The organism is Marinactinospora endophytica, from assembly GCF_054780875.1.
The window spans coordinates 1-25,369 of sequence record NZ_BAAGVM010000015.1 but is presented as its reverse complement, the minus strand read 5'-3'; the positions used below and the strand labels follow the sequence as shown (position 1 = coordinate 25,369).

The 25,369-nt window shown below is 72.3% G+C and carries 22 protein-coding genes; 10 read left to right on the top strand and 12 right to left on the bottom strand.

Annotation, left to right across the window (positions count from 1 at the left end; all coding sequences use genetic code 11):
* Positions 1–31: 31 nt before the first annotated feature.
* The 4 genes from ACYVHU_RS23535 to ACYVHU_RS23520 form a co-directional block, all read right to left on the bottom strand.
* Positions 32–1,321, bottom strand: coding sequence for a DegT/DnrJ/EryC1/StrS aminotransferase family protein (locus ACYVHU_RS23535; protein WP_078763680.1), 1,290 nt, complete (start codon positions 1,319–1,321; stop codon positions 32–34).
* The gene (locus tag ACYVHU_RS23530) at positions 1,273–2,394 is read right to left on the bottom strand and encodes a Gfo/Idh/MocA family protein (RefSeq protein WP_268805629.1); all 1,122 of its coding nucleotides are present in this window, start codon (positions 2,392–2,394) and stop codon (positions 1,273–1,275) included. The genes ACYVHU_RS23535 and ACYVHU_RS23530 overlap by 49 nt, the downstream gene beginning before the upstream one ends.
* Positions 2,395–2,488: 94 nt before the next feature.
* Positions 2,489–2,935, bottom strand: coding sequence for an NUDIX hydrolase (locus ACYVHU_RS23525; protein ID WP_078763682.1), 447 nt, complete (start codon positions 2,933–2,935; stop codon positions 2,489–2,491).
* Between the two features lie 839 nt (positions 2,936–3,774).
* On the bottom strand, positions 3,775–4,110 hold the full coding sequence (locus ACYVHU_RS23520) for a DUF892 family protein (RefSeq protein ID WP_498949522.1): 336 nt from the start codon (positions 4,108–4,110) through the stop codon (positions 3,775–3,777).
* 275 nt (positions 4,111–4,385) lie between these two features.
* Between ACYVHU_RS23520 and ACYVHU_RS23515 the strand changes: the two genes are divergently transcribed.
* From ACYVHU_RS23515 to ACYVHU_RS23505, 3 genes are all read left to right on the top strand, one after another.
* A complete protein-coding gene (locus tag ACYVHU_RS23515) occupies positions 4,386–5,327 on the top strand; it encodes an ATP-grasp domain-containing protein (protein WP_498949521.1) in 942 nt (313 codons plus the stop codon).
* 131 nt (positions 5,328–5,458) lie between these two features.
* Complete coding sequence (locus tag ACYVHU_RS23510) at positions 5,459–5,671, top strand: hypothetical protein (protein WP_498949520.1); 213 nt, start codon at positions 5,459–5,461, stop codon at positions 5,669–5,671.
* Between the two features lie 19 nt (positions 5,672–5,690).
* Positions 5,691–7,718, top strand: coding sequence for a CocE/NonD family hydrolase (locus tag ACYVHU_RS23505; RefSeq protein WP_078763684.1), 2,028 nt, complete (start codon positions 5,691–5,693; stop codon positions 7,716–7,718).
* Between the two features lie 76 nt (positions 7,719–7,794).
* Here the strand turns inward: ACYVHU_RS23505 and ACYVHU_RS23500 are convergent, their stop codons facing one another.
* Positions 7,795–8,529: a FadR/GntR family transcriptional regulator gene (locus ACYVHU_RS23500; RefSeq protein ID WP_078763685.1), complete on the bottom strand. Its 735-nt coding sequence runs from the start codon at positions 8,527–8,529 to the stop codon at positions 7,795–7,797.
* Positions 8,530–9,358: 829 nt separating this feature from the next.
* Between ACYVHU_RS23500 and ACYVHU_RS23495 the strand changes: the two genes are divergently transcribed.
* From ACYVHU_RS23495 to ACYVHU_RS23480, 4 genes are all read left to right on the top strand, one after another.
* The gene (locus ACYVHU_RS23495) at positions 9,359–10,096 is read left to right on the top strand and encodes a (Fe-S)-binding protein (RefSeq protein WP_078763686.1); all 738 of its coding nucleotides are present in this window, start codon (positions 9,359–9,361) and stop codon (positions 10,094–10,096) included.
* Complete coding sequence (locus tag ACYVHU_RS23490) at positions 10,093–11,523, top strand: LutB/LldF family L-lactate oxidation iron-sulfur protein (RefSeq protein ID WP_078763687.1); 1,431 nt, start codon at positions 10,093–10,095, stop codon at positions 11,521–11,523. The genes ACYVHU_RS23495 and ACYVHU_RS23490 overlap by 4 nt, the downstream gene beginning before the upstream one ends.
* A complete protein-coding gene (locus ACYVHU_RS23485) occupies positions 11,520–12,158 on the top strand; it encodes a LutC/YkgG family protein (RefSeq protein ID WP_078763688.1) in 639 nt (212 codons plus the stop codon). Before ACYVHU_RS23490 ends, ACYVHU_RS23485 begins: the two co-directional genes overlap by 4 nt.
* 339 nt (positions 12,159–12,497) lie before the next feature.
* Positions 12,498–13,274 carry a phosphotransferase gene (locus tag ACYVHU_RS23480; protein ID WP_078763689.1) on the top strand — a complete coding sequence of 259 codons (777 nt, stop codon included), beginning with the start codon at positions 12,498–12,500 and terminating at the stop codon, positions 13,272–13,274.
* Between the two features lie 42 nt (positions 13,275–13,316).
* Here ACYVHU_RS23480 and ACYVHU_RS23475 read toward each other — a convergent pair whose 3' ends face one another.
* Both ACYVHU_RS23475 and ACYVHU_RS23470 read right to left on the bottom strand, forming a co-directional pair.
* Complete coding sequence (locus ACYVHU_RS23475; protein WP_078763690.1) at positions 13,317–14,342, bottom strand: sensor histidine kinase; 1,026 nt, start codon at positions 14,340–14,342, stop codon at positions 13,317–13,319.
* A gap of 1,109 nt (positions 14,343–15,451) precedes the next feature.
* Positions 15,452–16,009 carry a TetR/AcrR family transcriptional regulator gene (locus tag ACYVHU_RS23470; RefSeq protein ID WP_078763691.1) on the bottom strand — a complete coding sequence of 186 codons (558 nt, stop codon included), beginning with the start codon at positions 16,007–16,009 and terminating at the stop codon, positions 15,452–15,454.
* Positions 16,010–16,127: 118 nt separating this feature from the next.
* Between ACYVHU_RS23470 and ACYVHU_RS23465 the strand changes: the two genes are divergently transcribed.
* Positions 16,128–17,330 carry a Rossmann-fold NAD(P)-binding domain-containing protein gene (locus ACYVHU_RS23465; RefSeq protein WP_498949517.1) on the top strand — a complete coding sequence of 401 codons (1,203 nt, stop codon included), beginning with the start codon at positions 16,128–16,130 and terminating at the stop codon, positions 17,328–17,330.
* Between the two features lie 395 nt (positions 17,331–17,725).
* Here the strand turns inward: ACYVHU_RS23465 and ACYVHU_RS23460 are convergent, their stop codons facing one another.
* Positions 17,726–18,271 (bottom strand): GNAT family N-acetyltransferase, encoded by a 546-nt coding sequence (locus tag ACYVHU_RS23460; RefSeq protein ID WP_200813747.1) that lies wholly within the window; start codon positions 18,269–18,271, stop codon positions 17,726–17,728.
* 324 nt (positions 18,272–18,595) lie between these two features.
* On the opposite strand from ACYVHU_RS23460, the gene ACYVHU_RS23455 reads away from it, so the two are divergent.
* Together ACYVHU_RS23455 and ACYVHU_RS23450 are read left to right on the top strand one after the other, a co-directional pair.
* On the top strand, positions 18,596–19,162 hold the full coding sequence (locus tag ACYVHU_RS23455) for a hypothetical protein (RefSeq protein WP_498949516.1): 567 nt from the start codon (positions 18,596–18,598) through the stop codon (positions 19,160–19,162).
* A gap of 9 nt (positions 19,163–19,171) precedes the next feature.
* Positions 19,172–19,435: a CDGSH iron-sulfur domain-containing protein gene (locus ACYVHU_RS23450; RefSeq protein ID WP_078763694.1), complete on the top strand. Its 264-nt coding sequence runs from the start codon at positions 19,172–19,174 to the stop codon at positions 19,433–19,435.
* Here ACYVHU_RS23450 and ACYVHU_RS23445 read toward each other — a convergent pair.
* From ACYVHU_RS23445 to ACYVHU_RS23430, 4 genes are all read right to left on the bottom strand, one after another.
* Positions 19,322–20,380: a glycosyltransferase family 2 protein gene (locus ACYVHU_RS23445; RefSeq protein WP_078763695.1), complete on the bottom strand. Its 1,059-nt coding sequence runs from the start codon at positions 20,378–20,380 to the stop codon at positions 19,322–19,324. The two genes, ACYVHU_RS23450 and ACYVHU_RS23445, sit on opposite strands and share 114 nt — an antisense overlap.
* Positions 20,377–21,396, bottom strand: coding sequence for an iron-containing redox enzyme family protein (locus ACYVHU_RS23440; RefSeq protein WP_078763696.1), 1,020 nt, complete (start codon positions 21,394–21,396; stop codon positions 20,377–20,379). Before ACYVHU_RS23440 ends, ACYVHU_RS23445 begins: the two co-directional genes overlap by 4 nt.
* 29 nt (positions 21,397–21,425) lie before the next feature.
* Positions 21,426–22,163: a class I SAM-dependent DNA methyltransferase gene (locus ACYVHU_RS23435; protein ID WP_078763697.1), complete on the bottom strand. Its 738-nt coding sequence runs from the start codon at positions 22,161–22,163 to the stop codon at positions 21,426–21,428.
* A gap of 147 nt (positions 22,164–22,310) precedes the next feature.
* Complete coding sequence (locus ACYVHU_RS23430) at positions 22,311–25,283, bottom strand: FAD-binding and (Fe-S)-binding domain-containing protein (RefSeq protein WP_498949515.1); 2,973 nt, start codon at positions 25,281–25,283, stop codon at positions 22,311–22,313.
* Between the last annotated feature and the right edge of the window lie 86 nt (positions 25,284–25,369).

The window sequence follows — 25,369 nt, the reverse complement described above, 5'->3', positions numbered from 1 at the left end:
TCGTCCTTTCCACATGTCCGGTTCGACACGTTCATCGTGATCGGGTGTCGTACTCGGCCAGTGCGACGCGGTGCCGGTGGATCTTGTGGAACGCCTCGACGTAGTGGTCGATCAGTTCCTTGTCCTGCGGCCACCGGTAGAAGGTCGGGAGGGACAGGGCGTGCGCCTCGACGAACTCGGCGTTCGTGCCGGGGCGCACTCGGTTGGGGAGGTAGCGGGCCTCGGGGAACAGGGGGTTGGCCTCTGCGCAATAGAGGGGAAGGGTGGCCAGCCGGGGGCCGGAGGGCGCCCCGACCTCCATGCCCTCGGCCCGCAGAGCGGCGATCAGGGTGCCGCGGGAGATCCCCTCCAGGGCCTTGGGCCGGTACAGCGGCTTGTAGCCGTACCAGGCCCCCATGTCCACCTCGTCGCAGACGTGGACCGGCTCGATGTAGTCCACATCGGCGAGGCGGTCGGTGAGGTAGCGCAGACAACGGTGTCGGGCCTCCTTCCGTTCGGGGAAGGCCGCCAGGGCGTGACTGGCGACGACCGCGTTGAAGGGGGACATGCGCAGCTTCAGCCCGAACCCGCTCACCCAGTAGCGTCGGAGCGACTCGTCGTCGATCTCCTCGCGCGAGCGGTCGCGGTAGTGCCCCAGGAGGGTGGCGCGGTCGTGGACCGCGCGGTCGTCGGTGACGAGGATCCCGCCCTCGCCCGCGAAGACGGCCTTGTTGGCCTGGAGGGAGAAGACCGCGGCGTCGCCGAACGTACCGACCGGCCGCCCCTTGTAGCGACTGCCGTGCGCGTGCGAGCAGTCCTCGAGGACCCGTAGCCCGTTCTCCTCGGCGATGCGCAGGATCGCGTCCATGTCGCAGGGGTGCCCCCACTGGTGGACCACGGTGATCACCCGCGTGTTCTCGGTGATGGCCGCCCGCACGGCCGCGGGCGAGATGCCGCGCGTCTGGACGTCCACGTCGGCCAGCACCACGCTGCCGCGAAGGGCGTAGACCGGGCTGAGGGCCGCGTGGTAGGTCAGGGCCGGACCGACGACCTCGACCCCCTCGGTCACCCCCAGGGCGAAATAGGCGGCGAACAGCGCGCTGGTACCCGAGTTGAAGGTGACGGCGTGGCGGACCCGCCCTTCCAGGAACTCCAGGAACTCGGTCTCGAACCTGGCGATGGGGCCGCAACGCCCTTTGATCGAGATGTCGTCGTCGCGCTGCGCCGCCAGGGCCGCGAGTTCGGCGGGGTCCGCGGGAGGAGGCCACACCTCGTGCGGCCGTGGAAGCGTGATTACGGGCTCACCACCGAACAGTGCGAGTTCGTCGGATCGGTCCGCCATCGTTCTGGTCCTCCGTTCGGGTCCGTGGACGGTTCGGCGCCGTCGTCGCCGGGTCGGGGGCCGACGGTCACGGCCGGGGGCGCCCCACACGCCGTCCGGCCGGCGCCACTGGCGTAGATGCCGTCGATCAGCCGCACGGTGCTCCGCTGCCGCGCGAGGTGGGCCGCGCGGTACTCGCGGTCGTCCAGGTGTCGCACGTAGTGCGAGAACATCGCCTCGACAACGGCTCCCTTGGGCGTCTGCGGCGACAGCCGGTCGATGTACTCGCCCCTGCGAGAGCGCAGTTCGGCACTGCCGGGCTCGACCCGGAAGGTCCCCTCGGCTCCGAGGACCGTCAGGCGCTCGGTCTTCTCGTGGTAATGGCGGGACACCGTGACGGTCCCGGCCATGGAACCCGACGGATAGTAGAGCTGCACGCTGGCCAGGTCCTCCAGGCGGCGCAGGCGCATCTCCTCGTAACAGTGCAGGAAGGTGCTCTGCACCGACGCGGGCATACCGAAATAGGCGTTGATCACGTCGATGACGTGATAGCCCATGTCGAGCATGACCCCGCCGAGCGCGCGGGCGTAGTCGGCCCGCCAGCCACAGGTCGGTTCGGGAAGATCGAGGTGGTAGTCGTAGGCGAACCAGTAGGGGCGCCCGATCTGGGGAAGATGGCGCCGGGCGAAGTCGAAGGTCGCCACGAAACTACGCTGTACCAGGGTGTAGACGCTGCGGTCGTTGGCCACCGCGAGCCGGGTCAGCGACTCGGCGTCGCGTTCGGTGATCGCGAAGGGTTTCTCCTTGATGACGTGTTTTCCGCTGCCCAGCAGGAGCTCGCACATGGCGTAATGGGCGCTGTGCGGGACGGTGATGAGCGCCAGGTCGAAATCGACGGCGCGCAGCGCGGATTCGACGCTGTCGAAGTGGGGGAGACCGAGCCTGCGGGCGGTCTCCTCGCCTTCGGCCGAGCTTTCGACGAGCCCGACCGGCCGGGAGTACTTCATGAGCAACGGTAGGTATTCGCGTCCTTGTTTTCCGGCGAATCCGACCGCTATCGAACGAGGGGGCTTTCTTCCACGGACAGCGGACACGGGTGTCCCTTCTGCGGCGTCGAGCGGGTTCACGCCTTCCGACCGGGGCTCGGGGGACGTATTTTCTCCGAATGCGCCCCAGGTTCCCGGGACGTCACCCTGACGACGTTTCCCTTAGCCAACGATGCGCATCCGCGACGACGTTTCGGATGAAATCGCTTCCGGTGCGGCGCGCGTCCTCATCGAGGATCGCGATGTCACGGGGAGAGAGCCACGCAAAACAGGAATGCTTGTCCCGTTCGAGCCGTGGAGCGTCCAGGTCTCCGATGACGTCCACGACGAAGTCGACCTCGCTGTGGACCACACCTTCGGCCTCCCATTCACGGCGCCCGAGGCATGTGAGCGTCCGCCTCAGCCGCCATCCGGTCTCTTCGAGGATTTCTCTGCGCAGGGCCTCGATGAGTGTCTCGCCCGGTTCGACCGCGCCACCCACGATGTCCCAGCACCCGGGAAAGAGGGAGCGGGACTCGGATCTGCGTTGGACGAACACCCGGTCGCGGCCGTCGCGAATGAGGGCGCCCACCACCACGGGTCCGCTCATTCGGTCTCCGAAGATTCCACGTCGCTCCCAGACATCGACCGAAGACGCATTTTCCTGTATTCCCCCGCGCCGGAGAACAGCATTTTCCGATGCGGCGGGGAACGCCATATCCACCCTTCCCTCGCCATCTGAACGGGCGGACGATTCACGACACGACTCCCAGGCTAAGTCAGGCCATGAAGAGGGTCAATACCTCCACAGGGCGAAACCCCTCCGTCTCGCACGCGCCATCCCACGACACGCACCCCGCAGACCTTCAGGGAATGCACACCACTCCCACCCCACCGGAAATCAGAAACTCCTTTTCCTCCCCTAAAAGGCATTTGGAGTATTAACCACGACAAACCCTTTTTCTTCTTTCAGGAAGATACATGCATATAGCCCGACTTTCCGGCCTTCTTCACCGCGGTCGGCGGGACAAGGCGCGGGTCACAGATCACAGGCCGCACCGGCCTCCGGACGGCAGACCCGGCCCTCCGCCCTCCCCCGGCGCCGCTGTGGTCATGAGCCCGCCCCCGGTTCCCGGCCGCGGGTGTCGGGGAGGCCGAGAACCGGGCCGTTCCCGGCCCGGGAGGGCGTCCGCGGTCACAGCGGTCCCGGGCCGGACCGTCAGCGGAAAGGCCCCTGTCCTACACCCCGCGGGCGGCCCCTCCCCTGCCGCGAGGGACCACCCGCGGCGGGGTCCACTGGGGGGAGCGGGCTCTTCCCCGACGGCGTCCACCAGGCCGCGTGAACGGCACCGGGCGGCCTCTCTTCCAGGAGACGGGCCGTCTCCTGGCGGAGGATGCCGGTGAGCTTCGCCGCGATCTGCTCCTCGCCGAGCCGGTGGGCGGTTTCGATCAGCGCCCGCTAGGAGGCGATCTCGACCTGCTCGGGGGCGTAATCGGCCAGGGCGTCCTTGACCATCGCGTCCCGCGCCGGCCCATGCCCTGCATCGCGCCGAACACGTCGGCGAAGGCGCTCTTGACACCGGACACGCCGTCACCGAGGGTCTCGATGCGCCCGCGGACGATCTCGGCCTGCTCGCGGGTCTCCCCGATGTGGCGCTCGATGCGCGCCCGCGCCTCGGGCGGGCCTTCGGCGTCCTTGGCGTGACGCCGCAGGACCTCCGCCAGTGCCCGCTGCATGGCGTAGACGCCGTTGAGCCAGGAGATCAGGCGGTGGACCTCTTCCATGCCGTCGAACCGGGAGGTGCCGGCGTCGAGGCGACGCCTTCCCGAGCCCCGCGATCGTCCGCCGGAAAACGGTGGAAACCGCTGTACGGGCGCCGGCGGCCCCCTTCTCACCCGGCACGGCGACGGCGGAGAGCGGGCGGGCGAACCGGGAGACGCACCGAGCGGAGCGGGCCCCTCATACGACGACGTGGCGCGTCCCACGTCTCCCAAAGAACCGAAAAAGGAGTGAAACGGACAGTGCGGGTACGGCAAAGGCGACAGACAAGGAGGTCACCATGGCCGAGAACATCTTCGTCCTGGGACTGGACGAGCACAACCGCGAGACCCTGGGGAGCCTTCCGCACCTGTCGCGCTACCGTTTCCACGGGCTGCTGACGATCGAGGAACTCCAGCACGAGGACATCGACGTGCCCGCGCTCCTGGAACGCGCCCGCGCGCAGCTGGAGGCGTTCGACGGCACGGTCGACGCCATCATGGGCTACTGGGACTTCCCGGTCAGCTCGATGGTCCCGATCCTGTGCGAGGAGTACGGGCTGCCTTCGGCGTCGCTGGAGTCCGTGGTCAAGTGCGAGCACAAGTACTGGAGCCGGCTGGAGCAGCGCGAGGTCATCGACGAACTGCCCGGCTTCGCTGAGGTCGCGCAGGACGCCACGGAGCCGCCGGCCGGCCTGTCCTACCCCATGTGGCTCAAACCGGTGAAGTCCTTCTCCTCCGAACTGGCCTTCCGGGTCACCGACGATGAGGAGTTCCGTTCCGCCCTGGCCGAGATCAACGAGGGCGCCGGCCGGATCGGCGAGCCGTTCGAGTACGTGCTGGGGCGGGTGAACCCGCCGGCCGCGATCGCCGAGGCCGGGGGGACGGCCTGCCTGGCCGAGGAGGAGGTCGGCGGGCGACAGGTCACCGTCGAGGGGTACGTCCACGAGGGCGAGGTCGTCGTCTACGGCGTCGTGGACTCGCTGCTCTACCCCGACAGTCCCAGTTTCCTGCGCTACCAGTACCCCTCACGGTTGCCCGGGCATGTCACCGAACGGCTCACCGCCGTCTCCCGCCGGGTCGTCGAACGCCTCGGCCTGGACTCGGTCACCTTCAACATCGAGTTCTTCTGGGACCCCGAGACCGACCGGATCCGGCTGCTGGAGGTCAACCCGCGCCACTCCCAGTCCCACGCCAAGCTGTTCGAGTACGTCGACGGCACCCCAACCACGAGTGCGCGCTGAGCCTGGCGCTGGGCCGCTCCCCCGAGCTCTCCCCGGGTGACGGCGAGTACGCGGTCGCCGCGAAGTGGTTCCTGCGCCGTTTCGAGGACGGCGTGGTGCGTCGCGCGCCCGGCCCCGAGGATGTGGCCCGTGTGGAGCGCGAGATCCCGGGCACGACCGTGAAGGTCGTGGCGCACGAGGGCGACCGGCTGTCACGGCTGCCCGGCCAGGACAGCTACAGCTACGAACTCGCCCAGGTCTTCGTCGGCGCGCGCGACGAGGAGGAGCTGAAGGACAAGTACGACCGGTGCGTCGCCGCGCTGCCCTTCGAGATCGACACCGTCGGCGACGCCGAAGACCGATGAGGGAGGAGGTCTGAGGAGGATGCGAACGGTCACCTCCCTGCCGCACCCGGTGCGGGAGGACGAGCACGTCGAGATCCCGATGTCGGACGGAACCCGGCTGGCCGCGCGGATCTGGCGGCCCGAGGACTCGAGGGAGCGTCCGGTGCCCGCCGTGCTGGAGTTCATCCCCTACCGCAAGCGCGATCTGACCGCGCAGCGCGACTCCATCCACCACCCCTACCTGGCCGGGCACGGCTATGCCTGCGTGCGGGTGGACCTGCGTGGCAGCGGCGACTCCGAGGGCGTGCTGACCGACGAGTACCTGGAGCAGGAGCTGCGGGACGCCGAGGAGGTGCTGGCCTGGCTGGCCGCGCGGCCCTGGTGTGACGGCCGTACCGGGATGATGGGGATCTCCTGGGGCGGGTTCAACGCCCTCCAGGTCGCCGCGCGGCGCCCGCCCGGCCTGTCGGCGATCATCACGGTGTGCTCCACCGACGACCGTTACGCCGACGACGTCCACTACATGGGGGGCTGTCTGCTCGGCGACAACCTCTCGTGGGCCTCGACCATGTTCGCCTACAACTCCTGTCCTCCCGACCCCGAGCTGGTCGGCGACCGATGGAGGCGGATGTGGCGGGAGCGGTTGGAGGGCAGCGGCCTGTGGCTGGACACCTGGCTGCGCCACCAGCACCGGGACGCCTACTGGCGGCACGGGTCGGTGTGCGAGGACCTGTCGGCGATCCAGGTGCCGGTGCTCGCGGTGAGCGGCTGGGCCGACGGGTACTCCAACGCGGTCTTCCGTCTCATGGAGGGGCTGGAGGTGCCCCGGCTGGGACTGATCGGCCCCTGGTCGCACAAGTACCCGCACCTGGGTGAGCCGGGGCCGGCGATCGGCTTCCTCCAGCACGCGGTGCGCTGGTGGGACCGTTGGCTCAAGGACGAGGACAACGGCATCATGGACGGCCCCATGCTGCGCACCTGGATGCAGGAGAGCGTGCCCCCCTCCACCGCCTACGAGGACCGGCCCGGCCGCTGGGTGGGAGAGCCGGCCTGGCCCTCCCCCCACATCGGCGAGGTCCGGTTGCCGCTGGAGCGCGGGGCTTTGGCGCCCCCCGGCACCGAGGTGGGCGAGCGCGACCTCACCGTGCAGTCACCGCTGTCCGTGGGCCAGTTCGCCGGCAAGTGGTGTTCCTACAACGCGCCGCCCGACCTGCCCTACGACCAGCGCGAGGAGGACGGCGGTTCGCTGGTGTTCGACGGCGCCGTGCTCACCGAGCGGCTGGAGATCCACGGTGCCCCGCGACTGGACCTGGAGTTCTCGGTGAACCGGCCGGTCGCCATGGTCGCGGTGCGGTTGTCCGACGTCGCCCCCGACGGCAAGGCGACGCGGGTCACCTACGGCCTGCTCAACCTGACCCACGCGCAGGGCCATGAGCGGCCCCGGCCGTTGGAGCCGGGACGGCGCTACCGCGTCTCGGTCGCGCTCAACGGGGTGGCCCAGGCGTTCCCGCCGGGGCACCGGCTGCGCCTGTCGCTGTCCACGTCGTACTGGCCGCTGGCCTGGCCGCCGCCCGAACCCGCGCTGCTGACCGTGCACCTGGGCGGCCACACGGCGCTGGCGCTGCCGGTCCGGCGCGCCGACGCCGACGACGAGGTCGATCCGGCGCCGTTCGAGGCCCCCGAGGGGACCCCGCCGATCCGCAGCAGTGTGGTGGAGCCGGGAGAGCAGCGCTGGAACGTCAGCCGTGACCTGGTCACCTACCGTTCGGCGCTGGAGGTGGTCAAGGATCTGGGCACGGTCCGTTTCGACGACATCGGTCTGGACGTGACCCGCCGTTCCCGGGAGGAGTACTCCTGGACCGGAGACGACTTCACCTCGGTGCGGGGCGAGACCGAGTGGACGATGGGGTTCGAACGCGGCGACTGGTCGGTCACGACGGTCACCCGCACCGTCGTGACCTCCACGCCCGACGACTTCCACCTGTACGCCCAGCTCGACGCCTATGAGGGCGGTGAACGGGTCTTCTCCCGCGAGTGGGACAGCGTCATCCCACGCGAGCTCGTCTAGGGGCGGGCGCCGCGCGGGCCGGGAGGGGGTTCCTCCCGGCCCGCCGCCTTTTTCGCTGGAGGTGTCCGTCAGCTCCTCAGGCGAAGTCGTCGAGGTGGGCGCACAGCCAGTTCTCGACCTCCAGGACGTGCATGGTGGCCGCGGCCCGGGCGGCGTCGGGGTCCCTGGCGAGAAGGGCCCGGTAGATGCGTTCGTGGTCCTCGCGTAGCCGGGCGACGACTCCCGCCTCGTGGTGGCCGTGCCAGACCCGGGCCTTGAAGGTGCGGGAGGACAGGCCGCCGTTGATCGCGGCGAGGGTGGTGTTTCCCGTCATCTCGACGATGGCCTGGTGGAAGGAGAGGTCCGCCGCGACGGTGTCGCCGATGCCCTCGTCCCGGCCGATGCGTTCCAGCACGGTGCCGAGCCGGCGCAGTTGGTCGTCGTCGGCGCGCGCCGCGGCCAGCGCGGTGGCGGCGGGTTCCAGGATCCGGCGCACCTGGAGGACCTCGACCAGGGTCTCGCCGCGCGCCACCTCGGCCAGGACGGAGAAGGTCTCCAGCAGGTCGGCGGGGCGCAGGGCGGTGACGTACACCCCGGCCCCGTGGCGGGCCTCCAACACGCCCAGGGTGGTCAGGGCCCGGATCGCCTCGCGCATGGAGCTGCGTGACAGCCCCAGTTCCGCCGCCAGTTCGCGTTCGGTGGGCAGTCGTTGCCCCGGGCGCAGGGTCCCGTCGGCGATCATCGCCTTGATCTGCTCGATCGCGCGCTGGGTGACCGGTACGCGGTCGGCCTCGGCGGCCGGGTCGGCGGGCGGGACGTCGGGGCTGCTCACTGTGGCTCCTCGGGTGGTTCACGGGTCTGGCCGCGGCGCGGCGGGGCCGTCCACCATCTTGACACCTTCCGGTCTCCGCGAGTAGAAGTGGTCAGACCAATTTTTCCATCACGCGGCATATGCGACCGAGAAACTCGCTATAAGCCGTCTCTGGCTCAAGACACCGCGAAGTGATCAGACCAATGATCATTCCGGGCCGTGGAACCCCTGACCGGGAGGCGACGTGAAGATCCTCCGCTTCGGAGCATCGAGGGCCGAACGACCTGCCGCGCGGACCGGGAAGAACGTGTGCGCCGGGTCGGACCACGCCGACCACCCGGCCGAGAGCGGAGCCGGCCCCCCGCGGTGTTCCTCAAGGCCGGCCAGACCGTGGGGCATCGCCGACGCCTTCGAGCGGGTCCCGGCCACGCCACGGCGGTGGCCGGTGGGACACCGACGAGCCGCGCGAGACGTGCAGGCCCTGGCCGGCGGCTCCAACGCGCTGGGCGCCCCAGGTTCCGGATTCGCGGTCGCGGGTCACCGGGAAACCGGTCCACGACGGCCCCGCCGAACATGCTCTTCGGCGTGTATCACCTGCTGTGGCCCCTGAGGACCGGCCGGAACGGCCCTCCCCGCGTCCCGGGGACGTGATGGAGCCGGAGGAGGTCGCGGGGCCGGGGCGGCAGCGCCCACGGCCCGTCCCGGACCCGGGCGCGGGGAACGGTCCCCGCCACCGGCGACCACCACCGCGGCGACACACGCCGCGGCAGAGGAGATCAGCGGCACCGCGCCGGCCACGGCGTACGGTCGTGGCATCGGCGCGGTGCCGGCCAACGGAATGAGGGAGCCCATGCGGATCGCCCTGTTCATCACCTGTGTCAACGACACCCTCTTCCCACGGACGGGACGGGCGGTCCTACGGCTGCTCGAACGCCTGGGCCACGAGGTGGAGTTTCCCCAGGCACAGACATGTTGCGGGCAGATGCACTACAACACGGGGTACCGGCGCGACGCCCAGAAGCTGGCGGTGCGGTTCGTGGAGACCTTCGCCGACTACGACGCCGTCCTGGTCCCCTCCGGCTCGTGCGCCGGCATGGTCCGTGACAACTATCCGCGCCTGGGCGAGCCGGGGAGCCGGCTGCGGCGCGAGGTCGAACGGGTGGCCCCGAAGGTCCTGGACCTCAGCGAGCTGCTCGTCGACGTGCTGGGGGTGACCGACGTCGGCGCCTACTTCCCGCACCGGGTCACCTACCACCCCACCTGCCACGGCCTGCGGCTATTGCGCCTGGGGGACCGGCCCGAGCGCCTGTTGCGGGCGGTGCGCGGCCTGGAGCTGGTCGAACTCGACGGGGCGACCGAATGCTGCGGCTTCGGCGGCACGTTCGCGGTGAAGAACGCGGCGGTCTCCGCGGCGATGGGATCGGACAAGGCCCGGCACGCCGCCGACACCGGCGCCGAGGTGCTGTGCGCCGTCGACAACTCCTGTCTGATGCACATCGGCGGCACGCTCAGCCGGCAGCGGACCGGCGTGCGCGTGCTGCACCTGGCCGAGATCCTGGCCTCGACCGAGGAGGAGCCCGCCCTATGAGCACGACCTTCGTCGGCATGCCGGCGTTTCCCGACGCCGCCCGAGCCGCCACCGGCAACGCCCAGTTGCGTCACAACCTCCGCAAGGCCACCCACACCATCCGCGACAAGCGCGCGGCGGTCGTCGACGAGCTCGACGACTGGGCCCGGTTGCGCGCCGCCGGCGCGGCGATCAAGGACCGGGTGCTCCGTCACCTCGACGTCTACCTGGAGCGTTTGGAGGCGTCGGTCACCGCGGCCGGCGGCACCGTGCACTGGGCGGCCGACGCGGCCGAGGCCAACCGGATCGTCACCGACCTGGTGCGCGCCACCGGCCACGACGAGGTGGTCAAGGTCAAATCCATGGCGACCCAGGAGATCGGGCTCAACGAGGCGCTGGGCGAAGCCGGGATCACCGCCTACGAGACCGACCTGGCCGAGCTGATCGTCCAGCTCGGCGACGACACCCCCTCGCACATCCTCGTCCCGGCCATCCACCGCAACCGGTCGGAGATCCGCGAGATCTTCCGGACCAGGATGGCCGAGTGGGGCGTCCCCGCACCCGAGGGCCTGACCGACGACCCGCGGGCGCTGGCCGAGGCCGCGCGGGTCCACCTGCGGGAGAAGTTCCTCAGCACGAAGGTCGCGATCTCGGGGGCGAACTTCGCGGTGGCCGACACCGGCACACTGGTGGTACTGGAGTCGGAGGGCAACGGGCGGATGTGCCTGACCCTGCCCGACACCCTCATCTCCGTGGTGGGGATCGAGAAGGTCGTGCCGACCTGGAGCGACCTGGAGGTGTTCCTCCAGTTGCTGCCGCGCTCCTCCACCGGGGAGCGCATGAACCCCTACACCTCCACCTGGACCGGCGTCACACCGGGTGACGGCCCTCGGGAGTTCCACCTGGTGCTGCTGGACAACGGGCGCAGCGCCACCCTCGCCGACACCGTCGGCCGCCAGGCGCTGCGCTGCATCCGCTGCTCGGCCTGCCTCAACATCTGCCCGGTCTACGAACGCGCGGGCGGCCACGCCTACGGTTCGGTCTATCCCGGTCCGATCGGCGCGATCCTGACCCCCCAGCTCCGTGGCGTCACCTCGGAACTGGACGCGTCGCTGCCCTACGCCTCCTCCCTGTGCGGGGCGTGTTACGAGGTCTGCCCGGTGGCGATCGACATCCCCGAGGTGCTGGTGCACCTGCGCGAACGGGTGGTCGAGGGCAAGGGGCACCGCGCCGAGAAGGCCGCCATGGCCGCGGCCGGGTGGGTGTTCGGCGACGACCGCAGGCTCGCCCTGGCCCAGCGCGCGGCCGGGGCGGCGCGCGGCCTGGTCCCCCGGCACCTGCCCGGTCCCGGGGCGGCCTGGACCGACACGCGCGACATCCCCGACATCCCGCCCGAGTCGTTCCGTGACTGGTGGCGCAAGCGGCACACGAAGGAGGGTGAACAGTGACCGGATCACGCGAACGCGTCCTGGCCCGGGTGCGGGCGGCGCTGGCCGACGTGCCCCGCGAGGAGGCCCCCGAGGACGCCCCGGTCCCCCGCGGCTACGCGCGCGAGCACGGTCTGGGGGATCCGGTGGCGCTATTGGCCGACCGGCTGGTCGACTACCGCGCGGTCGTGCACCGGGTGCGTCCGGCCGGCCTGGCCCGAACCGTCGGAGCCGCGCTCCAGCGCCGTGGACCGGGTCCGTTCGTCGTCCCACCCGGCCTTCCCGAGGCGTGGCTGCAGCGAGCCGGGGTGGAGGTGGTCCACGACGACGGCCTGGGGGTGGCGGAGCTGGACGCCGCCGCGGGCGTGGTCACCGGGTGCGCGGTGGCGATCGCCGAGACCGGAACGATCGTGCTCGACGCCGGGGCCGACCAGGGCCGTCGGGCCATCACCCTGGTGCCCGACTACCACCTGTGCGTCGTCCCGGCGGAACGGATCGTGGCGAGCGTCCCCCAGGCGCTCCCCCATCTGGATCCGCTCCGGCCGCTGACCTGGATCAGCGGCCCTTCGGCCACCAGCGACATCGAACTCGACCGGGTCGAGGGCGTGCACGGCCCGCGCACCCTGGAAGTGGTCATCGTCGAGGACGCCGGCTGAGACACCGCCGACGTCACGCGCGGTGGCGGCGGCACATGGGGGGAAGGAGCGGCGGCACGCGCTCGGCCACCGGGCGTCCGCACCTATTGCCGGAAGCCTGACCACGGCCGCCGCCCTCCCTGTGCCGCCGGACGGGGAGCGACGAAACAGCCCCTGAACGGCACATCAAGATCATAAAAGTTCTACGGAACGTGACCGACCACGCGACAATAACGCCTCACAGTCACTATCCGGTTGCGCAGTGACGTTCCCCCTACGCATTCTCACCACTACTTTGGGTCACGCGGGCGGGCGATATCAACCGTGGGAAACCGCGGCGCGATGCCAGATGATCGGGGCATGACCTTCGACGAGGAACCCCTCTCGGGAGGGAATGTCAGTGCGGGGGTGGTGCGGGTCGGCGACACCGTACGCCGCCCTGCGGGTCCCTGGACACCGGCCGTCCACGCCCTGCTGGACCACCTGCACTCCGTCGGCTTCCACGCCGCCCCACGCGCGCTGGGCCTGGACGAGCGGGGACGCGAGGTGCTGTCCTACTGCCCGGGGGTCCCCACGTGGCCCGAGCGCTTCGACCTCATGGAGCCTCGCTCGGCGCTGACCCGGGTGGGACACATCATCCGGGACTTCCACGACGCGGTGGCGGGGTTCACGCCTCCCCCGGGCGCCCGGTGGCGGGTCCTGTACCCGCAGGCCGGTGACGAGATCATCGCCCACCACGACCTCGCGCCGTGGAACCTCATCGCCGGCACCGACTCCTGGGCGTTCATCGACTGGGACACCGCGGCCCCGGGAACCCGGCTGTGGGATCTCGCCTACGCGGTGGTCTCCTTCGTCCCCTTGTCCGCCGAGCCGGCCCTGCGCCGCGGCGACCCCGTGGAGCGGATGCGCGCGCTGGTCGAGGGCTACGGGCTGGAGGACGAGGACGACCGCAGACGGCTGATCGGTCTGACGGCCGAGCGCGCCCGCGCCATGCACGACCTCCTCGCCGAACAGGCGGCCCGGGGCAATGCCCCGTGGGAACGGTTGTGGCGCGAGGGACACGGCCGCATCTGGCGGGCCAACGCCGACCACATCCTGGACAACCGGCAGCGCTGGGAGGACGGCCTGCTGGGTTGAGCGGCCCCTGGCGCGGACGGCGCCGCGGGGCGGTCCGCCGCCCTAGCGGGACAGCCGCATGTGAAGGCGCACCGTGGTGGCGCCGTCCGCGGAGTGGATCTCGACCAGGTCGCACAGCTGGCGCACCAGCCACAGTCCCCGTCCACGGCCGCTGTGGGGGTCGGGCGGGGCTCCGGCCATCGGCGCCAGCGGCCGCCACGACGTGGCGGCGGGGCCGCGCACGGTGTCATCGACGACCTCGCACAGCACCTCGTCGGCCTCGGTCCACAGGCGCACGGAACCGCGGCCGCTCCCATGCTCGGCCGTGTTGGAGGCCAGCTCGTTGACCGCGAGCACCAGGTCGGCGGCTGCGCGCGCCGGGACGCCGGCCCGGGCCGCGTAGGCCGCCACCCACGCGCGCACGCTCGCGAAGTCGGCGTAGCCGAACCTGCGTTCGGCCCGCCGGGGCGGTGCCGGGCGTAACGTGCGTGGTCCTCCTCCCGGAGCGAACGCGCTGGGATCGACGTAGTCGGGACTGGGAACCGCGTGGCGCCCCTGGACCATCTCCGGGTGGGTGCGTACGGCGTCGGCGAGGATCGGCGCCGGCACCGATCGCGCGTCGTAGGGGCAGATCATCCAGATCCCGGTGGCCGCGAACAGCGCGTTGAGAGCGGACTCCATGCGCGTCCAGGCGTCGATCTCGCTGGGCGAACGCCCCGTCCACACCGGTTCGGCGAGGATGCGCACCCGGGCGGCGGTAGCGGCGTGCCGTCGCCAGTAGCGGTCGAAGACGGTGATCCGCTCGGGGGGCCGGGCACCGAACCGCACCGACTCCACCCCTTCGATCCCTCCCCCTTGATCTCCCAGGGCCTCGCGCAGCAGGCACAGGTTGCGCGGCGTCGTCGCGGCGATCGCCGGCTCTCCCGCCTCGACGGCGCCCCTGAGGAAGGGGAGGGCCATGTCGAGGAACTCCGCGTCGCCGGAGTAGATGCACCCCTGGTGTGTCATGCCGCCGGGGCGGGGCAGACCCGTCAGATCCTCCCCCCGGTTCGGGTTGGGGCTGTCGAGTGCCTTGGAGGAGTCGGGCATCAGCGGATCCTTACCAGAGCGTTGGGTCCGGGAACCTGGTCCCGGCCGGGGAGCCACGGTGTCCTGTCGGTGGGAGGGCGGGTTCCCTGCGGGAAGGGGACGGCGGCCATCGGCCACTCCGGTGGCGGCGTCCACGGGGCCGCCGCCACAGTCCCGCGTGGCGTCGGCGGGCCGGGTGGCGTTGCGGTCGGGGGCGTCCACGCTACCCCCGGGGCGGGCCGTTACGGCGCGCGGGTGGGACGTGGGGCCCCGCCGCCGCGGGTCCGGGCCGGCCGTACCGGCGGATCGTGGTGGCGGCCTCAACGCGCGGGGCGGCGACCGCGCGGGGTGGGGCGAAGCCTGTGGCGGCCGATGGCGGACCGGTCCCGTTGGTGCCGCGCTCCGGCCGGGGCGGTCCCGTCCCCACGGGGGCGGGGCGGGGTGGGCTCGGGATCTCCTCCCCCTGCCCGGGGCTCCGCGGACAGGAGGGCCACGGTGGTCTCGTCACGTCCGTCCTCGGTCGCGGGGGACGGGCGCTCATGGCCGATGGGGGCCGCCTCCTCGACGGGCCGCGGCCTCGGGGGTGCGTTCATCCGGGCCGCCTTCCCGTCGGGCTCGTCGGTCCACTGTCTGGACGGGGCCTGGATCGAGGCCCGTCTCCCTGTCCCTGCCTTGTCTCCGGGCACGGCGGAAGGCCGGACGGAGCCCGCGCCGTCCCGGTAGGCGATGCTAGCGTCCGGGACACGGTACCGGGAGGCGAACAGCGCAGCCCGGCGCAGGACGCCGCCCTCCCCGGCCCGTCGGATCGGGAGGGCGGCGAGGGCGACGGATCGGAGACGGCGAGCGGGGACCGGATGGCCCTGGCCTCCGCGGTCCCGCACTCAGCGGGGTCGCCGCTCCTGGGAGCGCGCCCTGGACGGCTTGGGACGAGGACGCGCGCCACCGTGACCGGGCCTCGTCGAAGCGGTTCGTCGATCAGCGCCCGCCCGGATCGGCGCTCCGTCACGCCCCTGGGCCATCCCTGTTCGAGCGGGCCGGGGGCCGAAGCACCTCCGTTCGGTTTCGTTCCCGTGTTGGCCGCTCGGCCGGCCCGGCGCGCCCACCGGCGCTCTCCCGGAGAGGCGGCGGAGCTAGGACCGCTTCTCCAGCAACGGCCCCAGGGCCGCGCAGGCGGCGTTGAGCGCCGCCGAGCGCAGCTCCTCCGGCGGCATGCCGATGAAGACGAGCGTGCAGTCGGCCAGTCCTCCGATGGCGACCACCGCGCGGGCACGGTCCTCCAGGGAGGGATCGGGGCCGGCGAGCAGGGCGATCAGCCGGAGACGCCAGTCGGCGACCCGGGCGGCGAAGTCGAGGTAGCCCAAGACGTCGGGCTCGCGGGCCACCAGCGCGGTGATCCGGCGATGGCGCAGGTAGAGGTCGTAGTAGCCGGCCAGCAGGGTCCGCGGGTCCACGTCCTCCTCGGCCTCGACCCGGGCGAGGAAGGACTCGACGTCGTCGACGAGCGGTTGGATGAGGCTGCGCACGAGCTCTTCGCGCGAGGAGAAGTGGTAGTAGAGGGCCGGCTTGGTCAGCCCGAGCCGTTCGGCGATCTGACGCAGGCTGGTGCGCTGGACCCCCTGTTCGGCGAACAGCTCCAGGGCCACGGCCCGGATCCGGTCCTTGGTATCGCTCGTTCGCGGTCGGACCACGTGCGTGTCCTCCTTTCTCGACCGCCCGAGCCTAGTCGATCGCGATTCACCTTCCCGGGGTTGACGCTCACCCCTCATTCATTTACCTTCCGGTAAGTAAATGAATAGGAGAGGCCCTATGGAACCTCGCAGCACCACCGTTCTCATCTCTGGAGCGGGCATCGCCGGCCCTCTCCTGGCCTACTGGCTGCACAGGTACGGCTTCACCCCCGTCGTGGTCGAACACGCCCCCGCCCTGCGCGCCGGCGGCCACCCCGTCGACCTGTTCGAACCCGCCATGGACATCGCCGACCAGATGGGGATCGCCCCCTGGATCCGCGAGGCGGACACCACGACCCGGACGCTGCGCCTGGAACGCACCGGCCGGCGTCCGATCGAACTGGACCTGGACCGCCTGTCCACCGGTGCGACCGAACGACACGTCGAGGTCATGCGCGGCGACCTCTCGGCCCTCCTCCACGAACGGACCCGCCACGACGTCGAATACGTCTTCGGCGACTCCGTGCGGTCCCTGCGCGAAGACCCCGGCGGGGTGGACGTCGAATTCGACCACGGCCCCTCCCGCCGCTTCGACCTGGTCGTCGGCGCCGATGGCACGCGCTCGGTCGTGCGCCGCCTGGCCTTCGGTCCCGACGACCGCTTCCACCACTACGTGGGCGGGCACGTCGCCGTCTTCGCTCCCCCAGGTCTGCGGGTACCGGCGGGACGTATGACCGTCCACCTGGGGGTGGGGCGATTGGCGGCGGTCTATGGGACACCGGATGACGGCGAGGGCCGGGCGGTGTTGCTGTTCCGGCGCGCCGAGGAGATCCCGGCCGAGGAGCGCCGCGACCGGGACCGGAGCCGCGCCCTGCTGCGCGCGGCCTTCGCCGGCGAGGGAGGGCGGGTCCCCGAACTGCTCGCCGGGCTGGACGCGGCCGAGGACCTCTACTTCGACGCGATCGGACAGGTCCGATCGGACCCCTGGCACCGGGGCCGGATCGTCCTGGCCGGGGACGCCGGATACGCCCCCGGAGCGGCCGTGGGAGGCGGCACCACCGTGGCCTTCGTCGGCGCCCACTCCCTCGCCCGCTGGCTGGCGCGTACCGGCGGCGACCACGCCGCCGCCTTCGCCGGCCACCGGGAGGAACTGCGCGACTACATCGGACGCGCCCACGGGATCGCGCCCACGGCCATGCGGACGCTCCTGCCCACATCCGCAGCGCGGGTGGCGCTGAGCGCCGCGGTGCTCCGGGCGGTTCCCCTGCTGCCGGCCCGGCTATGGCGCGCCCTGCTCTCGACGGAGCGACGCGCCACCGGGGTGCTGTCGAAGGCCCCCTGACAGAACCGGGTTCTCGTGGTCGTTGCAGCACCCCACGTGAAGGGGTGGGATGGGCGACTTCGAGGTCCGGGACCGCCGGGAGCCCCACGGCCCGAGGAGGCCGGCCCGCGAGCGGGAGGCATACTTGCGCCTCCTGGACCAGGAAGTCTCCTACGCCGAGGCGTGCCGCATCGGCGGCATCACCACCTGGACCGGCAAGCGGTGGCGCAACGGCCGCAACGCCTCGGGCCGGGACTCGTCCGGACGCCCCCGAAACGATCACCAGATCCGGCGGGTGGTGAGCACCGCCGGTTCCGCGGGCGTGGACCTGGCGACGCCCGCCCGCGCGGCCCCGCCCCGAGTAGACGAAGGTGAGCGGACCGGACATCCGCCCCGTCGTGGACCGCTCGGCTCCCTCAGCCGCTCTCGGGGGACAGGAAGACCACGATCTCCTCCCCGGGCTCGTCCGGTTCGGTCGCCTCCTGCCAGCCGCGACCACGGTAGAAACCGACCGCCTGCGGGGACCGGGCCGAGGTGACCAGCCAGGCCCGCCCCCGCGGAGCGCGCCCGCGCATCGTGTCGAGCAGGCGCGTGCCCAGGCCGGCGCCACGCCCCTCGGGAACGACGGCGAGCTCGTCGACCTCCAGGGCGTCGACGAGCCGGACACGCACCCGCTCCGCGCCGAGACGGCGGGTGACGTCGGGGTAGCGGCGGTCCGTGGGAAACGGCGCCTGGGTCAGCCAGGCCGTGGCGAACCCCAAGGGGTGCGCCTGGTCACCCGCCAGCGCCGCCACGAACCCGGGGCGCAGGACGTCGGTCCGCAGCCGGCGGGCGAACAGCCCGACCCCTTCCTCCGGTTCGTTCCACGGCGGCGCGCCGAAGACCCTTCGGTACATCTCCACGAGCGCCGGTGCGACCTCCAACGCCTCCGCGCCCTCATACACCCGGATCCGCACGCCCACGCCCCCTCCACGACTTCCTGCCGTCCCACGACTTCCCCCTGTGTCGCCCGTCACTCTCGCAGGCGCCACGCGGTGCGGCAAGCACACGCGGCCCTCTCCGCGTTCCCGGGGAAGGGGCCGGGTACCCGGCCGGGGCCCGGGGCGGGACGGTGTCGCCTCGGCGTCCACCGCGCCACGGGACGCCGCCAGGCGGGACCGGCTTCCCCGCGCTCAGCCTCCCCCGCCGCGCTCCCCTCCGGGGTGTTTGTCCCCTCACCGCGCGGGCAGCCGCCCTGCGGGCGGCGAAGCCGCCGCCCTGTCCCGACGCAGGAGGACGGAGGCAAGATGAACGGCGTTTTCTCGCGCGGCGCGCTCTACGGACTGCTGGCCGGCGCCGCCGGCACCCTGGTGATGACGCTCGGCGAACGGCTGGAGCAGCGGTTCACCGGCCGGCCCGACTCTCAGGTGCCGGCGCGGACCCTGGAGCGCCTCACCGGCCGGCCCGAGCCCTCCCGCGGCACCGGCCCGGCCATGCACGTCGGCCAAGGGGTGCTTCTGGGCACCGTACGCGGCGTCATGTCCTGCGCGGGCCTGCGCGGCCCGTGGGCGTCGGCGATGTTCGGCGTGGTCCGCCTGACCTCCGACCAGATCCTGGAGAACGCGACCGGGGTCGGCGCTCCCCCTGGACCTGGCCGCGCCGGGAACTCGCCGTCGACCTCGCCCACAAGGCGGTCTACGCCTTCGCCACCGGTCTGGTCAGCGACCTGCTGGCCGCCCGCCACGGTCCCGGCCCCGGTCTGCGGCACGCCGAACTGCTTCCCGGGCGGCACGAGGACGTCGGGCCGCTCCCCCGGCCCCGGCGGGCTCCGGGAGGCTGACCCCTCCCCGGTTACCCCGGCCACCGTCGGGTAGCCGGGGAGCGTGGAGACGTCCGAAGGCACAGACGCGGTGACGGTGACCCCGTGCGAGAACGGCCCCCTGCTCCTTAGAGGCGCGTTCCGGCTGACCACCCACGAGGGCGAGGAGATCGACCCCGGCCGGCGCACGGTCGCACTGTGCCGGTGCGGCGCCTCAGCCGTGAAACCGTTCTGCGACGGCTCCCACAAGGCGATCGGCTTCGTCGCGCCCAGCGGTGCCGAGGTCGCGCCACGCGAGGATCCTCCCCCGGACGGCGCGCCGACGTAGCGCCCTGGAGGGGTGCGCGGCCACCCGCAGGCGTCCTCCCGCGTAGGCCACCCCCCTGCCGCTGACCGCGGCGGCCAGCGCCCCCCAGCTGCACACCCCGCGCTCGAGCACCCACACCGGGGCCAGCAGGCTGGCCCGGAGCGGGAACACCCGGGTCCCCTCCCCCCTGCGCCTGCCCCACTCGGCCAGCGCGACCAGCGCGCCGGCCCCCGCGGCCAGCGCCCGGTAATGACGTCCCCGCAGCGCGACGCCCACGGCCGGCAGCACCGCCAGGAACAGCGCCATGCGCAACGGCTGTGCGGTGTCGTCGTAGGCCTGGCGAAGCCGCTGGTCCCAAAAGCGCCTCGTGGTGGGGGGCCGCCGTCGGACGTGCAGATGGGCCGGCCGGACCTCCACCCCGCCGTGCGCCCGTACGGTACGGATCAACTCCAGGTTCTCGAACAGGACATCACCGTCGTATCCCCCCATGCGCAGGAAGGTCGACCGGCGCACCCCGAAGGTGCCCGGATAGTCGTGGCCCACGCCACGGTTGAGAAGGGTGCGCGCGGTGTCCCAGAGGGCGTGCCAGGGGAGCGGGTCGAAGTAGTTCTGCGGTCGCACGAGGTCGGCGTGTTCCAGCAGGGCGGCGACATCCGCCAGTGCGCGCGCGTCGTAGCGGACGTCGTCGTCGGCGACGATCACCCGCTCCGCCCCGGCGTGCCGCATCCCCGTGAGCACGCCCCACACCTTCCCGTTGGCGCACCGCAGGTCCGGGTCGGGGCGGAGATGGGTGACCAGTCCCGCCCAGGCGCGGGCGTGGGCGGCGAAGACCTCCGGCGGGGACCCGTCCACGACGAGCACCTCGGCCCGGGCGGCGATGCGGCGCAGGTAGCCGGTCAGCTCGGCCAGTCCCTCGTCCCCCTCCCACCGGAGGGGGAGCACGTAGGACAGCGCGGGGGCGTTCACGCCGGCACCCCCCGGCCGATCGGATCCTCGGCGCGCAGCGAGGACGCGCCCCGCTCCCAGCAGGCCATCAGGTGCGTGGCGAACAGGCGGTCCAGTTCCAGGCAGACCCCGGCTCCGAACAGCACCTCCCCGGCGAGGTCGGGGTGCTCCCCGGCGAAGCGGCCGCACATGTCGTGCGCGGCGACCTGCTCGTGGACCGCGTCGGCCTGGACGTGCTCGTCGTAGAAGAGGCGCGTCGCCGCGTCGGCCCCCAACCGGCGCAGCCCCGCCGAATAGGCGCGATTGGGCAGGGAGGAGGTCATCTCGAAGGCCGCGAGGTGTCCCAGCAGCGCGGCCCGCCGGGACCGGTGCAGGCCAAGGAGTGACATGGCGTTGTCCACGGCGAGGGTGATCGCGGGAGCCCGCTCCACGTGGGCTCCGTAGGAGTCGTCCAGGCCCAGGCCGCGCATGGTCGCGCGGAACAGCTCGGCGTGCATGCGTTCGGGCCGGCCGCCCCCGTACTCATCGGCCTGGATCTCCACCAGGGCGGCCTTGGCCGCCCCCCTCAACCGGGGGATCGCCCAGGTGTGCGGATCGGCCTCCTTCAGATGGTAGACCGAGCGGTGGACGACGAACTCGCGGAACTGCTCGATGTCCGCGCGGCGTTGCAGGAACGCCGACAGCGACGGTCCCGTCTCCCGCGCGGTCATCCGCGCCAACGCGCGTGGGACCTCGGCGGCGTCGACGCGGGGCAGCGGCGGCACCACCGCGCGCAGCGCCTGTTCGAAGCGCCGCTCCAGCCCGCGGCGGACCCGCAACAGCGAGGGCTCCCACTCCCAGTCGGCGGCGACCTCGTCGTAGCCGTTGTAGTGCAGCTCGTAGCAGACGTGGAGGGCGAGCTGGAGATCCTCGTCGTGGAGCGCGGTGTCGGCCGGTCCCCGCGCGGGCGCCGGCAGGGGCGCCAGCTCGCCGACAGGGCCGGTCAGCTCGGCGAACAGCGCTTCGGTGAGCGGTCCGCGGGGCGTGGGCAGCGGCATACGGTTCTCCTCTCCAATAGCACGTGGGGTCAGCAGGGGCGGCGGTAGACCGTGACGTGCTCGCGGCTGGTGTCGGCGAAGGGGGTACCGTGCCAGTCGGACCAGCGATGTTCCAGCTCCAGCCCGGCCAGCCGGGCCATCAGGTCCAGCTCCGCCGGCCAGGCGTAACGGTGGTTGGCGGGCAGCAGCCGCACCCCGCGCGAGGTGACGCGCACCTTGGTGGTGCGCATGTACTGGTCGGCGGGGAAGATCTGCGCCGCCTCCAGCACGACCTCGTCCTCGGCCACCGACAGCAGCCGTACGGCCTTGCCGTCCCGGAAGGCCGCCGAATCCGGCGTCCACGCCTCGACGACGAAACGGCCGCCCTCGCGCAGGTGGGCCGCCGCGTTGGCGAAACAGCGGACCTGCGCCTCCTGGGAGGGCAGGGCGAAGACGGTGTTCAGGGCGAGCAGCACCAGGGCGAACTCGCCCTCCACCCGGGTCTGGGAGAAGTCGCCCATGTGGACGGGGATGTCGCGGCCCCCGGGTTTGGCCCGCAGCTGGGCGGCCATGTCGGGCGAGCCCTCGATACCGGCCACGGGGATGCCTCGCTGTACCAGGGGCAGGGCCAGGCGTCCGGTGCCGACCCCGAACTCCAGGACGGGTCCGCCCTCGCTCAGCTTGGCCAGACAGGCCACGGCCGCCTCGGTCGGCAGCCCCTTGACGGTCGCGTCGTAGATGTCGGCGATACGGCTTCCGTAGTCGGACGGATCGAAGTCCGGCTCCATGGCGGCTCCCCACACTCGGCTCGGCCGCCAGCTACCCCCCGCCCCTTGCGCGAAACGACGGTCCGTTCTCGCGGGAGTCCGCCCGCGCCCCCGCGCCGCACCCTGTTCGGGAGGAGTGCGCCCGCGTCTCCCGTCGCGGGGCTCGGGTCACGTCTCCTCGCGCGCTCCGCCGGAGGGGGCGCCCGGTCCGCGGTCCCCTCCAGCGCGCAGTGCCGCGTGCAGGACCTCGGCGAGGTGCCGGGCGCGCCGGTCGGTGCCCTGGGCGATCTGGGTGCGGCAGGAGAAGCCGTCGGCGAGGACCAGGTCCTCGCGGGCCGCGGCCCGGACCTTGGGATAGAGCTCGCGCTCGGCGCAGGCCTGGGAGACCTCCCAGTGGCCGCGTTCGAACCCGAAGTTGCCGGCGAGGCCGCAGCAGCCCGAACCGATCCTGTCGGACCGGACGCGCAGGCGCCCCAGCACCCTCAGGTCGGCGTCGAAGGACCCCTTCGCCTCCTGGTGGCAGTGGATCTGGGTGACGGCGTCGACGTCGAGGTCACCGAAGGGCCAGGGACCGTCGTGGGCGTCGACGAGCTCGGCCAGCGTGGTGACCAGCCGGGCCAGACGGTGCGCGCGCGGATCGTCCGGCAGCAGCTCGCGCGCCTCCTCCCGCAGCATCACGGCGCAGGAGGGCTCCAGCACCAGCACCGGCCTGTCCGCGGCGAGCGCCTCCTCCAGGGCGCGCAACGCCCCGCGCAGGGCGCGGCGGGCCGGGCCGAGCTGGCCGGTGGAGTGCCAGGTGAGTCCACAGCACACGGGGCCGCGCGGTAGTTCGACGCGGTATCCCAGTGTCTCCAGTACCTCCACCGCGGCTCGGCCGGGCCCGGGATCGTGGAAGTTGGTGAAGGTGTCGGGCCACAGCACGACGGTTCGGGGACTCTGGGATGTCGTGTCTCGTGCCACTGCCTTTACATTGTAGATTTTCTGAGATGAAGGGCGCCTCCCCATCCACCGGCGCAGCGTCGGCGCGGCGAAGCCGATCATCTCTCGCCTCGGCTCGATCCCCGCGATCCGCTTGACCAGGGCGGCCACCGCCGGGCGGGCCGTCAGCGCGTTGACCGCCCGCGCGACCGGAGCCGCCGCGGTCACCAGACGGGACCACACCGGAAGCCACCCCATCGACAGGTGGGCCAACGGACGGGGCCGCCAGGCGTAGTGGCGGTGCAGGAACTCCGCCTTGTAGGTGGCCATGTCCACGTTGACCGGACACGCGGTGGCACAGGCCTTGCACGACAGGCACAGGTCCAGCGCGTCGCGCACCTCGGTGGAGCGCCACCCACGCGGCAGGGTCTGTCCCCTGAGCATCTCGGCCAGCACCCGGGCCCTGCCTCGCGTGGAGTGGACCTCGTCCCGGGTCGCCTTGAAGGAGGGGCACATCGATCCGGCGTGCAGCGTGCGACACGACCCCACCCCCACGCAACGGCCGACCGCGCGGGCGAAGGACCCGCCGTCGCCGCTCAGCGCGTGCACGGGAAGGAGGTCCAGGCGATCGTGCCCCGGCCCGGGGCGGACCTCGGCGTCCAGCGGGGCCGGATCGACCAGCACCCCGGGGTTGAGCAGCCGCTCCGGGTCGAACACCTCCTTGAAGGCGGCGAAGGCCGTCAGCGTCTGCGGACCGTACATGCGCGGCAGCAGCTCGGAACGGGCCCGGCCGTCACCGTGCTCTCCGGACACCGAACCGCCGTGCGCGGCGACGAGATCGGCGGCGTCGGCCATGAACGCCCGATAGGCGGCGAGCCCGTGTTCGGTGTGCAGATCGTAGTCACAGCGCAGGTGCAGGCACCCCTCGCCGAAATGGCCGTAGGGGATACCGCGCAGCCCGTGGGAGTCCATCAACCGGTAGAGGTCGCGCAGGTAGTCGGCGAGCGCGCCCACCGGTACGGCGGAGTCCTCCCAGCCCGCCCACGCCTCGCCGCCGTCGGCCATCCGCGCGGCGATGCCCGCCCCGGCCTCGCGGATGGCCCAGAGGGCACGCGCCTGGGCCGGGTCGGTCACCACCCGCGCGCTCGCCGCGGGGAAACGCTCGGCGACCAACGCCGTGACGGCTCGCGCGGCCGCCATGGCCTGTTCGGTGTCGGCGCCACCCACCTCGCAGTACAGCCATCCGTCACCGGGGGGAAGTTCGCCACCCGCCTGTTCGCGGCCGGGCCGGGTCCGCAACGCGTCGATGAGGTCGCGGGCCATGCCCTCCACGGTCAAGACGTCACAGCGCGCCACATCGGCGGCCGCGGTCGCCGCCTCGAAGACGTCGGGGAACCCGAAGACCACCAGGAGGCGCACCGGAGGGGAGGGGACGAGCCGGACGGTGGCCTCGGTGACCACCGCGCACGTGCTCTCGCTGCCGACCAGGGCCTTGGCGACGTCGAAACCGTTCTCGGGCAGCAGGTGGTGCAGGCCGTAACCGGAGACCTGGCGGCTGAAGCGCCCCAGTTCGGTGCGTAGGGGGACGAGGTGACGGTCGCGCAGGCGGCGCAGCCGGTCGTCGATGTCGGGGTCTCCGCTGCTCCCCCGCCCGGCGTCGATGGCGCGGCCGTCGGCGAGCAGCCCCCGCAGCCCGATCACGTTGTCGGCGGTGGTCCCCCAGCGCACCGAGTGCGGACCGCAGGCGTTGTTGCCGATCATCCCGCCGATCGTGCAGCGGGAGTGGGTGGAGGGGTCGGGGCCGAAGGTCAGCCCGTGCGCCGCCGCCGCGGCGCGCAGGTCGTCCAGCACGACACCGGGCTGCACGACGGCCGTGCGCGTCCCGGGGTCGATGGAGACGATGCGGTCCATGTGCCGGGAGAAGTCCAGCACGATGCCCTCGCCGATCGCGTTGCCGGCGATGGAGGTGCCACCCCCGCGCGCGGTGACCGGGGTGCGGCTCTCCCGCGCGACCTCCAGCACCCGGGCGACGTCGTCAGCGTCTCGGGGCAGCACGACGGCCGACGGCGGGATCCGAAAGACCGAGCCGTCGGAGACGTAGGCGGCCCGGGTCGTCGCGTCGCCGCGCACGACCTCGGCCGGGAGGACCCGCCGCAGGCGTTCGATCACCTCCCGCGCGTTGTCTCCCGCCGCCGCACGCGCCTGTTCCCGCCTGACCACCACGTGATCAGTCCTATCAGCCCGCGCCGGTCCGGCGCGAGGGTCCCGGCGGCGCCCGCCGGGACCGCCCCCTCGGCGCGGCCGGGGCC

What these genes read in the sequence shown, in the direction of transcription:
- ACYVHU_RS23440 (WP_078763696.1), bottom strand. Translation starts at nt 21,396, where the DNA reads ATGCCGCTGCCCACGCCCCGCGGACCGCTCACCGAAGCGCTGTTCGCC.
- ACYVHU_RS23475 (WP_078763690.1), bottom strand. Translation starts at nt 14,342, where the DNA reads ATGCCCGACTCCTCCAAGGCACTCGACAGCCCCAACCCGAACCGGGGG.
- ACYVHU_RS23520 (WP_498949522.1), bottom strand. Translation starts at nt 4,110, where the DNA reads ATGGAAGAGGTCCACCGCCTGATCTCCTGGCTCAACGGCGTCTACGCC.
- ACYVHU_RS23465 (WP_498949517.1), top strand. Translation starts at nt 16,128, where the DNA reads ATGGAACCTCGCAGCACCACCGTTCTCATCTCTGGAGCGGGCATCGCC.
- ACYVHU_RS23455 (WP_498949516.1), top strand. Translation starts at nt 18,596, where the DNA reads ATGAACGGCGTTTTCTCGCGCGGCGCGCTCTACGGACTGCTGGCCGGC.
- ACYVHU_RS23515 (WP_498949521.1), top strand. Translation starts at nt 4,386, where the DNA reads ATGGCCGAGAACATCTTCGTCCTGGGACTGGACGAGCACAACCGCGAG.
- ACYVHU_RS23435 (WP_078763697.1), bottom strand. Translation starts at nt 22,163, where the DNA reads ATGGAGCCGGACTTCGATCCGTCCGACTACGGAAGCCGTATCGCCGAC.
- ACYVHU_RS23480 (WP_078763689.1), top strand. Translation starts at nt 12,498, where the DNA reads ATGACCTTCGACGAGGAACCCCTCTCGGGAGGGAATGTCAGTGCGGGG.
- ACYVHU_RS23490 (WP_078763687.1), top strand. Translation starts at nt 10,093, where the DNA reads ATGAGCACGACCTTCGTCGGCATGCCGGCGTTTCCCGACGCCGCCCGA.
- ACYVHU_RS23525 (WP_078763682.1), bottom strand. Translation starts at nt 2,935, where the DNA reads ATGAGCGGACCCGTGGTGGTGGGCGCCCTCATTCGCGACGGCCGCGAC.
- ACYVHU_RS23505 (WP_078763684.1), top strand. Translation starts at nt 5,691, where the DNA reads ATGCGAACGGTCACCTCCCTGCCGCACCCGGTGCGGGAGGACGAGCAC.
- ACYVHU_RS23535 (WP_078763680.1), bottom strand. Translation starts at nt 1,321, where the DNA reads ATGGCGGACCGATCCGACGAACTCGCACTGTTCGGTGGTGAGCCCGTA.
- ACYVHU_RS23495 (WP_078763686.1), top strand. Translation starts at nt 9,359, where the DNA reads ATGCGGATCGCCCTGTTCATCACCTGTGTCAACGACACCCTCTTCCCA.